Source organism: Gemmatimonadota bacterium (assembly GCA_016719105.1).
Taxonomy (GTDB): domain Bacteria; phylum Gemmatimonadota; class Gemmatimonadetes; order Gemmatimonadales; family Gemmatimonadaceae; genus SCN-70-22.
The window spans coordinates 22,534-38,078 of the sequence record JADKAQ010000044.1; the positions used below are offsets into that span (position 1 = coordinate 22,534).

At 70.6% G+C, this 15,545-nt stretch carries 15 protein-coding genes; 5 read left to right on the plus strand and 10 right to left on the minus strand.

Annotation, left to right across the window (positions count from 1 at the left end):
- Window positions 1-5: 5 nt before the first annotated feature.
- A complete protein-coding gene (locus IPN47_24090; GenBank protein MBK9411059.1) occupies window positions 6-1,844 on the plus strand; it encodes a hypothetical protein in 1,839 nt (612 codons plus the stop codon).
- A 92-nt stretch (window positions 1,845-1,936) separates the two neighbouring features.
- Here the strand turns inward: IPN47_24090 and IPN47_24095 are convergent, their stop codons facing one another.
- The 8 genes from IPN47_24095 to IPN47_24130 form a co-directional block, all read right to left on the minus strand.
- Complete coding sequence (locus IPN47_24095; protein MBK9411060.1) at window positions 1,937-4,480, minus strand: hypothetical protein; 2,544 nt, start codon at window positions 4,478-4,480, stop codon at window positions 1,937-1,939.
- 5 nt (window positions 4,481-4,485) lie between these two features.
- Entirely contained in the window at window positions 4,486-5,433 is a 948-nt protein-coding gene (locus tag IPN47_24100) for an SIR2 family protein (GenBank protein MBK9411061.1), read from the minus strand.
- 110 nt (window positions 5,434-5,543) lie between these two features.
- On the minus strand, window positions 5,544-5,978 hold the full coding sequence (locus IPN47_24105; GenBank protein ID MBK9411062.1) for a DUF126 domain-containing protein: 435 nt from the start codon (window positions 5,976-5,978) through the stop codon (window positions 5,544-5,546).
- The gene (locus IPN47_24110; protein MBK9411063.1) at window positions 5,975-7,210 is read right to left on the minus strand and encodes an aconitase X catalytic domain-containing protein; all 1,236 of its coding nucleotides are present in this window, start codon (window positions 7,208-7,210) and stop codon (window positions 5,975-5,977) included. The genes IPN47_24105 and IPN47_24110 overlap by 4 nt, the downstream gene beginning before the upstream one ends.
- The gene (locus IPN47_24115) at window positions 7,210-7,995 is read right to left on the minus strand and encodes a hypothetical protein (protein ID MBK9411064.1); all 786 of its coding nucleotides are present in this window, start codon (window positions 7,993-7,995) and stop codon (window positions 7,210-7,212) included. Before IPN47_24115 ends, IPN47_24110 begins: the two co-directional genes overlap by 1 nt.
- Before the next feature lie 104 nt (window positions 7,996-8,099).
- Window positions 8,100-8,519 (minus strand): (deoxy)nucleoside triphosphate pyrophosphohydrolase, encoded by a 420-nt coding sequence (locus IPN47_24120; GenBank protein MBK9411065.1) that lies wholly within the window; start codon window positions 8,517-8,519, stop codon window positions 8,100-8,102.
- A 7-nt stretch (window positions 8,520-8,526) separates the two neighbouring features.
- Complete coding sequence (locus IPN47_24125; protein MBK9411066.1) at window positions 8,527-8,985, minus strand: CIA30 family protein; 459 nt, start codon at window positions 8,983-8,985, stop codon at window positions 8,527-8,529.
- 76 nt (window positions 8,986-9,061) lie between these two features.
- Window positions 9,062-9,616, minus strand: coding sequence for an FKBP-type peptidyl-prolyl cis-trans isomerase (locus tag IPN47_24130; GenBank protein ID MBK9411067.1), 555 nt, complete (start codon window positions 9,614-9,616; stop codon window positions 9,062-9,064).
- A gap of 34 nt (window positions 9,617-9,650) precedes the next feature.
- Here IPN47_24130 and IPN47_24135 point away from each other — a divergent pair, with 34 nt between their 5' ends.
- On the plus strand, window positions 9,651-10,145 hold the full coding sequence (locus IPN47_24135; GenBank protein MBK9411068.1) for a hypothetical protein: 495 nt from the start codon (window positions 9,651-9,653) through the stop codon (window positions 10,143-10,145).
- A 146-nt stretch (window positions 10,146-10,291) separates the two neighbouring features.
- Here the strand turns inward: IPN47_24135 and IPN47_24140 are convergent, their stop codons facing one another.
- Both IPN47_24140 and IPN47_24145 read right to left on the minus strand, forming a co-directional pair.
- The gene (locus tag IPN47_24140) at window positions 10,292-10,546 is read right to left on the minus strand and encodes a zinc ribbon domain-containing protein (GenBank protein MBK9411069.1); all 255 of its coding nucleotides are present in this window, start codon (window positions 10,544-10,546) and stop codon (window positions 10,292-10,294) included.
- A gap of 18 nt (window positions 10,547-10,564) precedes the next feature.
- The gene (locus tag IPN47_24145) at window positions 10,565-11,233 is read right to left on the minus strand and encodes a hypothetical protein (protein ID MBK9411070.1); all 669 of its coding nucleotides are present in this window, start codon (window positions 11,231-11,233) and stop codon (window positions 10,565-10,567) included.
- 173 nt (window positions 11,234-11,406) lie between these two features.
- On the opposite strand from IPN47_24145, the gene IPN47_24150 reads away from it, so the two are divergent.
- From IPN47_24150 to IPN47_24160, 3 genes are all read left to right on the plus strand, one after another.
- Complete coding sequence (locus IPN47_24150) at window positions 11,407-11,799, plus strand: BlaI/MecI/CopY family transcriptional regulator (GenBank protein MBK9411071.1); 393 nt, start codon at window positions 11,407-11,409, stop codon at window positions 11,797-11,799.
- Window positions 11,800-11,801: 2 nt separating this feature from the next.
- Window positions 11,802-13,898, plus strand: coding sequence for a HEAT repeat domain-containing protein (locus IPN47_24155; GenBank protein MBK9411072.1), 2,097 nt, complete (start codon window positions 11,802-11,804; stop codon window positions 13,896-13,898).
- A 66-nt stretch (window positions 13,899-13,964) separates the two neighbouring features.
- A complete protein-coding gene (locus IPN47_24160) occupies window positions 13,965-15,431 on the plus strand; it encodes a HEAT repeat domain-containing protein (GenBank protein ID MBK9411073.1) in 1,467 nt (488 codons plus the stop codon).
- Window positions 15,432-15,545: the final 114 nt, after the last annotated feature.

Sequence of the window (15,545 nt, forward strand, 5' to 3'; positions counted from 1 at the left end):
GCGGGATGGCGGTCTCGTACATCGCGGGCGGCGGTGAGCCGGGCTACATCGCCCCCGACCCGCTCGACCCAGACATCTTCTATTCCGGCACCAACAACGGCGCCTACGTCGACAAGTTCAACAAGCGCCTGCAGTCGTCGCGCGAGGTGAATCCGTACCCGTGGTTCTACTCCGGCGAGCCGAGCAAGGAGATCAAGGAACGGTGGCAGTGGACCTTCCCGATCATCTTCTCGAAGGTGGATCCGAAGCTCCTCTTCGTCTCGTCGCAGCGCCTGTGGGCCACCCGTGACGGCGGCAAGACCTGGTTGCGCCTGTCGGGCGACCTCACGCGCCACGCCCCCGAAACGCAGGAGAAGTCCGGTGGCCCGATCACCGGCGACATGAACGGCCCCGAGGTCTACGGCGTGATCTTCTCCGTGGGCCCCAGCAAGAAGGACGTCAACGTCATCTGGACGGGGAGCGACGACGGCCTCGTGCACGTGACCCGCGACTTCGGGAAGACGTGGACGAATGTCACGCCGAAGGAGATGCCCGACTTCGGGCGCGTGTCGCAGATCGACGCCTCCAACTTCGCCGCCGGCACGGCCTACATCTCCGTGCGCAAGCCGCTGCTCAACGACTTCTCCCCCTACATCTTCAAGACGACCGACTTCGGCAAGACGTGGACGAAGATCACGAACGGCATCCGCGCCGATGCCTACGTGCATGCGGTGCGCGAGGACCCCACGCGGAAGGGGCTCCTGTACGCCGCCACGCAGCACGGCGTGTACCTCTCGTACGATGATGGGGCCAACTGGGAGAACCTCTCCCTCAACCTCCCCGACGTTCCGGTCGCCGACCTCATCGTCGAGGGGAACGAACTCGTCATCGGGACGCACGGGCGTGGTTTCTGGGTGCTGGACAACATCGCCCCGCTGCGCCAGGCGACGCCGGCCATCCTCGCGTCAGACGCGCACCTCTTCACCCCGCCCACGCTCGTGCGCTCCGGCTCGGGCGTCGTGCTGAGCTGGTGGCTCAAGGCGCCATACAAAACGGCCAAGCTCGAGATCCTCGACTCCACCGGCGCTGCTCTGCGCTCCTTCGAGCCCGATACCACCAAGCCCGACTCCACGCGCCCTGCAGCTGGCGGCCGTCGCGGTGGTCCGACCTACCTCCCCAAGGGGACCGGGCTCCAGCGCCTCCTGTGGGATGGGCGCGCCGAGGGGATCTCGTCGTTCCCGGGAATGATCCTGTGGGGGGCCGGGACCAGTGGCCCGATGCTTCCGCCGGGGAGGTACACCGCCCGCCTCACCCTCGACGGGACCAAGCTCACCGCCCCGGTCACCATCAGGCGCAACCCGTGGATCACCGACGTCACCGACGCTGACCTCGTGGCGCAGTATCGATTCGGCAAGCAGGTGCGCGACAAGACGACCGAGGCCAACAACGCGGTCATCGCCATCCGCCGCGTGAAGACGCAGCTCGACGACCGCACCAAGCGCGCCGCCAACGACGCCGCGCTCACGTCGGCCGGCGAGACGCTGCGCACCAACGCCAGCGGCGTGGAGGAAACGGTCTACCAGGTGCGCAACCAGAGCGGCCAGGACCCGCTCAACTTCCCCATCAAGGTCAACAACCGCCTCGCCAACCTCCTCGCCATGAGCGAGCGCGGCGACGGGCGCCCCACCACCAACATGCCCGAGATCTTCGGGATCCTCTCCACGGAGCTCAAGGGGTACACCACGAAGCTCGAGCAGGTCTGGAAGGTCGACCTGGCCGCGGTGAACAAGGAGCTGGCCCGACTCAACCTCCCGGCGATCGACCCCAACTGCCCGAAGGCGGAAGGGTGCACGGTGGTGCCCTGACCTGAACGGCGGGGGCGCCATGCCAGGCGCCCCCACTCGTCAGGCACCGTGAACAAAAGGGCGGGCCCGTGCGGCCCGCCTTTTCGTTCGCGCTACTTCTTCACCTCTGACTTCGGCGGCAGGCTGGCCTTCGCATCGGTGCGAATCGCCGCAACCCGGCGCCAATCGGCCACCGTGCTTCGCACCTGCTGCGCCGTCGGCGGCTGCGACCAGACCCGCACCTCGAGGTTCTCCCCCGTCGTCACCACCGGCGAGCCTGCGGCCAGCGGCGCGATGGCGAGGATCGGGTGCTCCGGCCCGCTGGCCGACCAGTCGCATCGTCCACTCCGGGTCCCCCACACGATCATCCGTCCGGTGCTCGTCGCGATGATGAGCGAGGCCGCACTGCGGGAGTACGCAATCGCCGTCGGCGTGACGCCCGTCAGCTGCTCACAGGCGATCGGAGCGGCGTCGACGATGCGTCCGGCGCGGAACGTCAGGCGGTAGACTTTCTCCCCGATCGTGACCGCGATGTCACGCCCCGTCGACGCCACCGCCATGAGGCTCATCGTGGTGACCGCGCCCTCCGGTGCCGGCGGGCGCCAGAGCAGTGTCGCCTCGCCCCCGTTGCCGCGCCAGCCATAGACGTTGCCACGCTCGTCGACGGCAAGCACGTCGCGCTCGTTGAGGTACGCGAGCGACGTCACGCGTCCGGCCGCGGGGAGTCGCGTGCGACTCCCTGCGCCCTGCGCCGTCAGCCGCACTACCTCTCCACGCAGCGTCCCCACCGCGATCTCTCGTGCCGACGGCGTCACCGCGAGCGACTGCAGCGTATCCGGGAGCACGGTGTCACGCTCGCGGCGCCAGTCCGGACGCGTCACCAGCGACACGCGCCCATGGCGCCCGGCCACCGCCAGCTTCGCCGCCTGCGACGCATAGCCTACACCAACGATGCCGCCGTTCCAGCCCGGCACGACACCTCGCACATCGGCGCTGAGGTCGGCCGAGGACGCGACCGTTGCCGCGTCGGACTTCACCACCAGCGCCGAGTCGCTGCGCAACGTGTCGACGTGCGGCGCGGTCCGCACGAGCACATTCATCACCCACAACCGCCCATCGTCGGTCCCAATGGCGACGATCGAATCGGGCGCAGCGGCGACGGCAACGGCCGGCGTCTGCGTCAGCTTCTGCACCGCACGCGAGACGAGCGCCCGCTCGGCGATCTCGCGCGCCACGCTGTCGACATAGGGGTCGTCCCCCATCGACAGTGCCTCGCGAATCCACGCCGATGCCACCTCCGGGTTGGAGGCGAGATACGTGCTCGCCCGCTCGGCCGTCGCGCGGGCGACGTTCTCGGCCGCTGGTGTGTCGACGGCGGGGCCGTCGCCCATTATCCAGAAGGCACGACCCACCGAGAAGAGAACCGTGACGAGGATCGCCACCTGCGCCACGCGCATCGTGCGCTCCTCGCGCCGCTTGCGCACGTCGGCGCGCAGCTGCTGCACCCCGCTCACCAACCGGTCGTGCGCCAACTCGTACCACTGCGCCGCCGCGCGCTCCTCAGCGCGCAGCACGTGCCGGCGTTCGAGTCCCTCCACCACCGCGTTGGCCATCCCCGCCGTCTCGCTCGCCTGGCGAATCACGCTCCCGCGCGTCCCCGCCGGGGTGATGAGGTGCTCCTCGAGCCACGAGAGAATCGCCCCGGCCCGCATCTTGTTGGCTGCGCCGACCGCCGCAATCTCGGCCGCCACGAAGGCGCGCAACTCCTTGTCGATGTCGGCGTCGGGAATGAGCGAGTCGTCGCCCGGCTTCACCGTGCCGCTCGCCATCTTCTCCCACAACGCCCGGCAGATGAGTTGCAGGTACAGCGGCTCGACGTACTCGCCTTCAGCTTCCGCCAGTTTGCCATCCGGCTGTCGCACGAACTCGCGTGACATCTGCTTCGCCAGCTTGTCGGCGCTCGATGCCTTGAAGTCGGGAAAGCGCCGGGCGAACGTCGACGCGATCACGTCCCCCGCCGCGCGCTGCGATAGCCGCTCGACGTGGCAGTACATCACCGTCCGCTCGCGCGCGCTGGCACCGTCCGGCAGCCGCGACAGCAGCGAGGCTAGTGCCGACAGGTACTCGGCGCGCATCACCAGCACCACGCGCAGGTCACTCTGCCCGCGGTTGGCCGCGAGCACGGCGCCCACGAAGTCGCTGCGCTCGCGCCAGGCTTGCAGCTGCGTGGTGAACAACTCCTCGAACTGGTCGATGACCAGGACCCGTGGCATCGGCACGCCATCGGACGAGGCGCGGCGCGGGCGCTGTTCCAGCGCGGTCAACAGCGGATGCGGCGTCTGCGGCACCGCCCCCTCGGCGAGGTAGCTCACCACGTTCCCTTCAAAGACCGGCGTCGCCGCACCGCGCCCCGCACGCCCGCGCGCCGCCTCGCCGAGACGGGCGATGGGGAGCACCTCGTAGTCGGCGCGCTCGAGCGCCGGCATCACCCCGGCACGCAGGAGCGAGCTCTTGCCGCACCCCGACGGACCCACCACCACGACCACGCCGTACGACGCAATCAGCGAGCGCAGTTCGCGAATCTCCGCCGTGCGGCCGAAGAAGTTCGACGCGTCGTCGCGCTCATACGGGCGCGGCCCCGGAAACGGGTTGGCCATCGCGGTCACGGCGTCGCCACCGTGCGCCCCGCGTCGCCGTGCACCTTGACCCAGCGCGTGCGCAGCTCGCGCGTGAAGTCCGACGCCGTGCCCCAGAAGAAGCGGACGTTCATCGTCAGCTTGAGGTAGTGCTCCAGGTACTGCTGGATGGCCTGGGCGATCTGCTCGCTGTTGCCGGTGGGCGGCAGCTGCACCGCCACGTGCGCGCGCTGGCGGTTGAGTTGCAGCTGCTGCAGCGCGATGCGGAAGATCACGCGAAAGGTGATGTCGCTCAGCGAGTAGCCCAGGAAGAGCACCGAACTCTCGGCAAAGACCTCGGAGACGTCGGGACGGATGCACCGGGGGTCCATCGCGATCTCGGCCAGGAAGTCGAGATAGTCGTCCTCGGTGAGGACCATCGACTCCGGGAACTCCTGCACCCCGTGCAGGTGATACACGAGCGGCAGCGCGTCGCTGTCGGTGGTTGGTGAGGCGCCACCACCGCCACGCACGCGTTCACCGGCCACGTGCTTGCGCGTGGCCGGGTTCCACGCGCACAGGTCGACGACGCACGACGTCCCCGCCGCCTCCAGCGCCCGCTCGATGAAGGGGTCGTAGTTGGTCGTGAGGTACTTCGCGAACGGGAGATCGGCGAGGATGCGATGCGGATCGGTGCGATCGGCAAAGGCAGCGGCGGTGATGGCGTCGGTGGCCGTGCTGAACTGTCGAGCCACCTGCTCCTTGATGCGCGGCACGTCGTTGCGGATCACCGCCGCATACTGCGCCACGCGCGGCAGGTTGTCGCGGTCGTCGAACGGATAGCCGTGCTTCTCGGCCAGCGCCTGGGCGAGCGCACGCCCGGTGGGGAGTCGGTGTGCCGACATCCCCGCGCCCAGGAACGGCGTGCAGCGCCCGTTGCTGATCCGGCTGACGATCGTATCCCAGTCGTCGTCGTCGAGCGCGTTCGCGGGCACGGGCAACCTCAGCGGGGGATTCGCCGCTATTGTGCTGCGCCGCCCACACGGTGTCCAGCAGGTGCCTAACTATTAGGCAACGACCTCATGCGTAACGCCTGTGACGTTGACTACGGTGCCGGCGCCCTCGCGCCCTCATGCAGTACGACCCCGTCCGCCGTTCGTGCGATGCGTGCGCGCCGCCACGTGCGAACGCGCTCGTAGTCGTCGCCGTCCAGCACGAGCACCGGAACGCAGCGCCCATACAGCGCCTCCGCCACCATCGCCCCCAGCGCGATGATCGGGTCGCGCTCGCCAAGTAGAATCGCCGCCGGCCCCACGCCACCGCGAATGACCTCGGCCAGCACGCTGGAACTGGAGCTCGAGCCACGCCCGCCCGGCAGGAGCATCACGCGCCCAGCTACCGAGGCGCCGTGCTGCGGGTGGTGCGTGTCGGTGACCTCGCCCGTCGACTCGTGGACGCCCCCCCAAAAGCTCAGCGGTGCGTCGAGCACGAGCACCTCACCCTCGGCCTCGCCGGCCACCAGCACGTCGGCCGGCCTCATGACTCGGCCTCCCACGCCGCGTCGTCGCGCCAGACCTCACCGCGCACGGCCGATTCCACGCACTCCTCCAGCGACGCGAAGACGACCTGATAGCCCAGGTTGTTCGGGGCGTACCACGCCCACTTGGCCGAGTTGGTCATCACCGCGCCGGGGCGGCCGGAGAGGATCGGCGTGATGTAGGTACAGGTGTCCGTCACCACCTGCACTCCGCTCGAGCGGAGCTCGTCCCCCCACCCTTCGGCGTCGAGGCGCGCGAGAATGTCGCGTCCGGTGCTGACGAAGAACTCCAGCGTCGACGAGGCACGCCGTCCGGCGAGCAGCGTACGCAGCCGCGTGAACTCGTCGTACGAGAAGTGCGGCGTCCCGATGCTCACCGCGCCTAACGCCGTCTCGGTCGTCGACGTGAGGTCGCGCATCGCCGAGCGCAAGTCATCGGGCCCCACGTCGATCGTGCGCTCGGGCGTCCGCCCTCCTAAGGCGTCGCCCAGCGTGTGCGCCTCCGGCGTCACCCCCACCATGTGGAACATCGCCACCGCGCCTGACGAGGCGGCCGCCGCACCAAAGGCCTTCAACTGGTCCTCGGTCGCCGCGGGGACGCCGTCGATCACCGGGATCGCCGACCCGGTGCGCATCCCCACCAGGTGCCCGAGCGCCGCGAAGAAGGTGTCGCGCCGCATCATCGCGTCGGCCACGCCGCGCACGCGCACCAGCGTCCGCCCCAGGCGCCCCTCGTCCGTGTGCAGCCCCACGTCAGGCACCATCCCCGTGACTGCAGCACACAGGTCGATGAAGTCGCCGTAGCGCTCCGTGCGCGCCCCCAGCACCGAGTTGGCGAAGACGATCGCATTCGACTCGGCCCAGGCGATCTGCTCGCCGAAGTTTGGGCGATCGGCCAGCTGATACGGGGCGCACGTCCACGTCTGCCGGCACCCCATGGCCGAGTAGTGGCGCATCATCGCACGCCCCGCCTCGACGATCTCCGGGCGCCCGCGAAAGAGTGTGGGGTGGAGCAGGTCGATCGCTCCGACGTTCAACGTCGTCGGCACCGACACCTGCGCCCCGGACTCCGCGAGCGTGCGCGCGAAGTCGAGCGAGGCCGGCCCGTGGTACAGGCAACCGTCGATGTGCGCGCGAGTGATGGGGATGAGGCGCGTGGCGCCGACGATGGCGGCGTAGCGTTCGAGGAGGGTGTGCGCGAGCGACGTCGCGCCAGGAGGTATCGGCATCCCCATTACTTGCCGCGCCGCGAGCGCCGCCGCCACCCCCAGGCGACCAGTCCGGCCACCACCCCGGCCACCACCAGCCGCTGCGCCGAGAGGTGCAACTGCGGGACGCCGGCGTGGCGTGCCCCGATCCCCCACACCGCCCAGGCCACCACCAGCGGAAAGAGCCAGAGCCCGCGCGTGGCCACCATCGCGACTCCCAGCACCGTCGCCACCGTCATCATCGTCACCGACCATGTCGCTTCGGCGATTCCCAATCCACCCCACTGGATCACGTGTGCGTACTGGAAGGTGTTGGCGATGATCGCCACCGAGATCCAGGCGAGGTACAGCGCCAGCGGGTGGGCCACGCACCACCGGGCCGCCGCATGATCACCATCGGCAATCGGTTGCAGCCGCACCACCAGGACGACGAGCGTGACCAGGAGCGCGGCCATCACCAGCATCGCCATGGCAAACTGGGAAAAGGAGAACGCCGTTACCCACGCGATGTTCAGCAGCATGCTCACCACCCACCACGGTCCCAGGCGGCGCACCGCGTCGCCGGGGCCGTCGCCGGGGAGCGCCTGGTAGACGGTGAGCACCATCTGCCAGAGGTAGATCAGGCTCCATATGCCGAAGACGTAGTCGGCCGGGAGGAAGTCGGAGCGGAACCGGTTCGCGATGAGGCCGATCGACTCCCCGCTCATCGCCCCCGACCCGGCGGCGCCGTTCGCGGCGAGCACGGTGAGGAAGACGACGACGTTGATCACCTTCCAGCGCGTCACGGGAACCGACGGCGTGCGTTCGGACATGGGGGGTGGGACAGTGTGGGTGGTGCGATGCGCGTTGGGGAACGCGCGATGGGGGCACGCTGCGCGAATGCCCGAGGGGAAGCGTCGATCGTGCGCCCGTGTCGTTAGGCGCTGGTGCCAGCGGTGGCGCCCGGTCCTCCGCTCAGCATGGACTCCACGAACAGGCGGTCGCTGGGGGCTAGCGCGTAAGCGAGCAGTTCGGCCGGCGTCGCCCATGCCAGCGCCGAGTGCTCGAGGCAGGCCGGTTCGCCCACGATCGTCACCGGGAGGAACGCGATGTGGAACGGGGAGCCCTGGTCGTGCACGCCGAAACGCTCGCGCCCCACCTCCGTCACCTCCACCCCCAGCTCCTCGCGCAGCTCGCGGCGCGCGGCCTCGGCATCCGTTTCGCCGGGTTCCAGCTTTCCGCCGGGAAACTCCCACAGCCCGCCGTGACGCTTGTCCGCCGGTCGTTGGCATACGAGGTAGCGATCGCCGCGCGCGATCACCGCCGCCAGCACGCGGATGACGGCAGCGGCAGGCACCGTCGATTCAGTAGGCACCGATCGCCGCCACGTCGAGGCGAAACACGCCGTCACGCTTGTCGGCGATGGTGAACCCCACACTCTGCGCCGAGGCATGGAACGCGGCGTCGAGCGGCACCCCCCGGTTTCGCAACGAACCGCCACGCCAGGTGGGCTCGAAGGTGGAGAACGGGAGGGCGAGCTGCAGCCACTCCCCGGCACTCGTCTCGAACATCGCCTTCCACGTCACGCCGAACCCCTGCACGCGAGCCGACTCGCGCAGGTCGCAGGCATACGAGCGCCCATCGCCCTTCACGCGCAGCGCGAGGCCAGTGAATGGAGCGAGCGAGCGCCCCAACGATCGGGAGCGGACCGAAGCGAAGCCGCCGCCGCGCGTGTTGAGCGTGCCACTGAACACGAGGTGCCCGTCTTCTACGCCCGCGCCCCCGTGCGACCGCCCGCCCATCACGTCGTCGTTCACCACCACCCATTCGTCGAGGCGCGGCGGCGCGACCGACGCGATCGCCTCGACACCGCCTCCTGCGCGCGCCCCTGTTCCACGCTCACCGTGAGGTGCCGACGGCGCGCCATGGCGCGCACTGTGGCCCCGGCGGCGCACCAGCTGGGAGCGGGGGGGCGCCGGCGGTCGGCAGCGTGTCGGCCACCGCCATCAGCTCCACGTCGAAGACCAGCGTCGCCTTGGGGGGGATCACCGGCGGACGTCCCAGTTCGCCGTACCCCAGTTGGTACGGAATGATGAGGCGGCGCTGCCCTCCCACCTGCATCCCCTCGAAGCCCGCATCCCATCCCGCGATCACCCGCCGCGCCCCCTGCGGGAAGGCGAGTGGCGTGCGTGGCTGACCGTTGGGCATGGTGTCGCGCGACGAGTCGAATTTCTTGCCGTCGGTGAGCCACCCCGTGTAGTGGACATACACACAGGCCCGGGGGCGCATGGGTGTGCCGCTACCTTTGCGCATCTCCAACGTCTCAAGGGCAAAGGCGATCGTCGGCGTGCCGGGAATCGCGGGGATGGGAGAGGGGAGCGGAGCCCGGCGCGACGCGCAGGCCCCAGCCGTCATGGCCAGCACCGCGACCGGAACGAGAGGGAGGATTCGCATGCGCGCAACCTACCGCCATCGAGGGGTTCGATCCATGACGTCCAGTGGTGCGATCGCTGGTCGGGCTCGCGTCGCGCGCGTATCGGGGCTCGCCGTGGCACTCGGCGTGGTGATCCTCGCGATCGTCGCCGCGTGCGCCGGCTCGCCCAGCGCCGAAGCGCCGCTGCCGAGCCAGCTGGCGCTGGGCACCTGGGGGGGCGACGGCGCGGGCGTCACCGTCACCGACACGCTGGCCCACGTCCACGTCGGCTGCACCAGGGGCGACTTCCCTCGCCCCGCGGCGCTCGACAGTGGACGCTTCAACGTGGCGGGGCAGCATGTGCTGCGCGCCTTCCCCGTGCAGGTCGGCCCGCCGCTCCCCGCCCGCTTCTCGGGCGTCGTGCGCGGCAACCTCCTCACCCTCTCCGTCGCCGTCGACGACACCGTCGAGAAGCGGCTCGTGGTCCTGGGCCCCATCACCATCACGCTGGGACGCGAACCCAAGCTGGGGCCGTGCCCCATCTGTGTTATACCGGCGCGCATGCGGTGAGCGCGCAATTTCGTTAGGCACGCGACCGCGGGCGGCGGCGATGGCTGTGGGCCACGCACGCACGGCGGAAACCAAACGGGGCCCGTCACCAGGTGGTGGCGGGCCCCGCTGCGTCACGACTGCGGCTCACCAGCACTTGCCCGCGTTCAGCCGTGCCGGTCGTGGCTCTGTTCGTATTGCGCCTGCGCGTGTGTCCGCTCGGCCGCCTGCCCCGCGTCGCGCTTCTTCGCGCTCCGCATCGCCAGGTCGGTCGTGGTCGACGACTTCACCGCCGGGAGCGAGAGCAGCTTCTCCAGCGCCGCGCCGCCGCACGCGGTGCACGCCGCGGGCTCACGCCCCTTGTGGACGAGCGCCTCGAAGGTGTGCCCGCAGGCAGTGCACTTGTAGTCGAAGAGAGGCACGGTTGCGTCCCGGTCCGGCTACTTCGTCATCCCGAAGCCGCTCACCGTCAGCTCGACGTTGTGGCTCACGCGGATGCCGTACGTGCCGTCGAGCGACTTGAGCTTGTCGCCCGCGACGACGTCGAACTTGTCGAACGTCTTGACCGTCGTCCCGTTGATCACGCACGACGGCTTCCCCCCCTTCACCGACCACCCGACCTCGTTGGTGGAGGCGCCGGTGGCATCGGCCTGCTTGAGCGCTGGGGTCTTCTCCAGGTTGACCAACGTCTGCACCGCCGAGCCGCGGAACGTCTTGACCGAGTACGTCCCGTTGCCGTAGGCGATGCAGTACATCAGCGTCTCGGTATCGCTCTCGAGGTCGTTGCCGCCGATGAAGATCCCGTACGAGTGCGGGTGCGACGCCGTCATCTTGTGTTCCTTGAACGTCGCCTTGACGGTGTAGTCACCCGACGCCGTGTTGGCCGGGTTGTAGTAGAACGCGGCCGGCCCGACCGAGAGACGCAGGTTGTTTCCCTCGCTGGCGAACTTCGAGTCGTTTATCGTCTTCCCCTGGCCCAGCGGACGACGGTCGATGCGCCCCTTCCAGCCAGCGACGGTGATGCCACCCTTCACCGAGCGATCGGCATCCTGGGCGTGGACGGTGGTAGACGCCACCAGGGCGGCGATGGCCAAGATCGAATAGCGCATGGGGGGGCTCCGAGTGTGTGGACTGGCCCACATTGTCGCAGCGCGCACGCGGAGACACAAGCAACGATGGGATGTCGGGAGCGGTGTGACCAACCGGTATTGACTTTCCGCCCGCTCTGTTGAAAAATCAGCAAGGCTGAAATTTCAGCACGACTCGATCCCTCCCGTTGACCATGTCCAAGCCTTCTGCCACTGCCGACCTCACCCGCCGCGAACGGCAGGTGATGGACATCCTCCACCGTCGCGGCCCCTCCACGGTGAGCGAGATCATGGACGAGCTCCCCGACCCGCCGACCTACTCGGCCGTCCGGTCGATCCTTCGCATCCTCGGGGAGAAGGCGCTGGTGCAGTACCGCGAGGAGGGCCCCCGCTACGTCTACCTCCCGACCGCCCCCGCGAACGAATCGCGCGAGAGCGCGCTCGCTCACGTGGTCGAGACGTACTTCGCCGGCTCCACCGAGCAGGCGATCACCGCCCTCCTGCGTCTGAGCGATGCCGACATCGGCGAGCCGGAGATCGAACAGCTGCGCGCGCGCATCCGCGCCGCCCGTGCCGGAGGGCGCTAGCCATGCTCCCAATCCTCACCCCGGGGTCGCTCGCCCTCCTCGCCCTCCTCGGGAAGGCCACCCTCCTCCTCGTCGCCGCCTTCGGCGGTGCCGCCCTCCTGCAGCGGGCCCCTGCTGGGGCCCGCCATCTCCTCTGGCTCGCCACGTTAGGCGCCGTCCTCGCCCTCCCGGCCATCGCCACCTGGAGTCCGTTGCGGCTGGCGGTTATCCCCGCAACGTGGTACACCGCCGCCTCGGACGACCGCGCCCCAGAACCCGTGGTCAGGGCCGGCGACCCGGGGGCGGCGACATCGACCGCGGCGGCCGATCGTGCGACACCGGGCGTACCTCAACCGGCACCCATGGCGGCGTCGGTGCGAGAGACGCCGTTTGCGGGGGGCCTGGCGGCGGGGTCGTCGGCGCCTCGCTGGCAGCCCTCGGCGTGGCAGCTCCTCCTCACGATCTGGGCCGCCGTCGCCTGCGGCATCGGCGCCTGGCTCATCATCGGCTTCGTCAGTGTGCGTCGCATCGTCCGTCGCGCCACCGTGCTCACCGCGCGCGAGTGGGGTGGGGCGCTCTACGACCTCGCCGACCGCCTCGGCGTCGAGCGCACGCCGCAGCTCGTGCGCAGCGAGGACGTGAAGATGCCCTTCGCCGCCGGCCTCCTCCACCCCACGGTCGTGCTCCCCGCCGAGTGCGACCGCTGGGACGACGCCCGCCGGCGCGCCGTCCTCCTCCACGAACTCGCGCACATCTCGCGCAACGACCTGTTAGGGCACACGCTGGGACGCGTCGCCTGCGCCCTGTACTGGTTCCACCCACTGGTCTGGAGCGCCGCGCGACGCTTGCGCCTGGAGAGCGAGCGGGCGTGTGATGACCTGGCCCTCTCCTGTGGGGTTCGCCCGTCGTCGTACGCCGAGCACCTGCTCGACATCGTGACGAGCGTGCGGGAGCCGCTCACGCCGGTCGTGGCCATTCCCATGGCCGACCGCAGGGAGTTCGAGGGGCGCATGCTCGCCATCCTCGACCCCGACGTCCGGCGGCAGGGCTCGCGCCGGCAGTCGATGACGGTGGTGGCGGGACTGGCCGCGCTCGCCCTCGTCGTCGGCGGGAGCGCTCCGGCAGCTGCACGAGCGGCATCGGCCGATCCGACGCTGCGGCGCCCCCCCGGACGCGACGCGCGCGTCTCGCGGGCGGCCATGGCCCCGCTCGCGTCCCCGGTGCCGGGGGTGACGCGTTCGGAGGCGTTCGCCTCACCGGTTCCCCCGGTGCCTCCGGCGGGGACGCTGGCCGGTGCCGCGTCGCCCGCGTCGGCCGCGTCGCCCGCGTCGCCCGCGGCGGCCGCGGCGCGGCCTGTGCAGGTGCAGCTGGATACGCGCCTGGCGCAGGCCGACAGCGGCGAGCGTGCGGCACTCCTCACGCAGGTCCTGCGTTCCGACACCAGCGCGAGCATCCGACGCACCGCCGCATGGGGGCTGGAGCGCTACGTGGAACGCGCCGACGTCACCACGGCGCTCGCCCAGGCGCTGCGTGGTGACGCCAGCGGCAGCGTGCGCGAGATGGCCGCGTGGGCGCTCGGCGGGGGCGACGACACGCCCACGGCTCGCGCCGGCCTGCTCGCCGCGTTAGGCAGTGACCGAGACGCGACCGTGCGTGAGACCGCCGCCTGGGCTCTCGCACAGGTGACGGACGACGAGCGCGCCGACGACGTGGAGCGGGCCCTGACGACCGCGCTCCGCGACGACGTCGCCGCCGTCCGGGCGACGGCCTTGTGGGCGATCGGCACCCTGGGCAACGGCAAGGCCCCCGCGACCGTGGGTGACGCGCTGGCCGATCGCGATCCCCGCGTGCGCAGCATGGCGGCCTGGGTCCTGTTCAGGCGCGAGGATCCCGCCACGCTGCCGGTCATCGAGCGCGCCCTTGGCAAGGAAGACGACCCGCGCATCCGCGTCGCCTTGATCCGTGCGCTCGGCACGATGGGCGACGCGTCGGCCCCGACGCTCGCCCGGCTGCTCGACTCCCCCGACCGCGACGTGCGCGCCGCCGTGGTTGCCGCCCTCGCCGGGCAGAACAGTGCGCCCTGGCCAATGCCCATGCCTCGCCCCCGCCCCTTTCCCTAAGGAGTGAAAGCAGGCGCTGCGCGCCGCGTCACCACGCGTGCACCAGCGCCTGTTCCGTCCCCTCATATGCTGAAAAATCAACCCTCCGCCTTCACCCGACTCGCCATGCTCAAGCTCCCCGTCATCTTTGCGTTAGGCGCCGCGACCGGCGGCGGAATCGCTGCAACGCGCGGTCATGCCGCCAGTATGGCGGCGACAGTCCCCGTGGTCGACGCGATCACGGCACCCAGCATCGTCGCCCCCGTCCCCGGCGCCACATCCTCACGCCCCATCATGGACGTGCGCGGATTGCTCTCCGCCCTGCACGGCCTCCCGGGCGTGGTCTGCGGACTTGCTGCCGAAGCCGCCTCGGGATGGGGGGGAGATTCGTGGATGAACGCGCCCGCCCCGCCGCTTGGCCCCGACGTATCGGCGCGCGTACGGCACTTCCCGCGTGCCCGGCTCACCCCCTCCGACATCCGCATGGTCCTCGACTCCGTCGCGTCGAGCGATCCGTGCGTTCGTGAGCTCTCCGTGCGACTGGTCGGGCGCCTCGACGCCCCCCTGGTCGAGGCGACGCTCCTCCAGCGTCTCGCGGCAACGCAGGCCGTGGCCACGCGTGAGGCGTCGGCCCTGGCGCTCGGGCTCGTGGGGTCGAAGCAGGCGATGGCGGCGCTGCAGGGCCTCCTGGGGGAGGAAAGCGATGGCCTGCGCGCCAACGCCGTCTGGTCGCTCGGGCGCCTCGACGACGCGCGGGTCGCCCCCGCCGTGCGGCGCGCGCTGCGCGATGATGCCGCCCTCGTGCGCGACGCGGCGGCATCGGCGTTAGGCATGCTGGAGGACCAGGACGCGGTCGACGAGCTGCTGCGCGTCGTGCGCACGGACAAGGTCGCCCGCGTGCGGCGCACGGCCGCGTGGGCGCTCGGCAACCTCGAGGAAAAGCGGGCCGGCGCCGGGCTGGTCGCGTCGCTGCGTGCCGAGACGGACGAGGAGGTTCGCGAGACCATCGTGTGGGCCCTGGGAAACATCGAAGCGACCGACGCCGCCCCGGCGCTGGCCGACGTGCTGCGGCGCGATGCGAACGGCGACGTGCGCGAGATGGCCGCCTGGGCGCTGGGGGAGCTCGAGGTCGCATCGGCCGCCGGCGCGTTAGGCGAGGCGGCGGGCGGCGACGCCGAGCCGTCGGTGCGGGCGACCGCCGCGTGGGCGCTCGGGCAGTTCGAGTTGCGGCAGGCACCGTCGGGGCTCATCAAGGCCGTCACCGATCGAGACCCGGACGTGCGCACGCGCGCCGCGTGGGCGCTGGCCGAGATGCACGATCCGCAGGCGATCACCGCACTGCGCGCGGCCCTCAAGGGCGAGAGCGCCCCCGACGCGCGCAAGGCGCAGGTCCGCGCGCTCGTCCTCTCGGGCGAGAAGTCCGAGGCGTTCTTCAAGGAACTGCTCACCTCCGATGATCCCGAGGTGCGCGCGGCCGCCGTTGGCGGGATGGCGGGGCAGCGGATGCACCCATGGCCGTGGCCCATGCCACGTCCGCGTCCCTTCCCGGAGTAGTGCTGCGTTGGCAACGACGTGATGAGGGGCGGGGAGCAGCTCTCGTGCTCCCCGCCCCTTCGTGCCACGGCGCTTCGTGAGTCGGCGCGTCGTGGCGCCGACGTGGACTCGCGG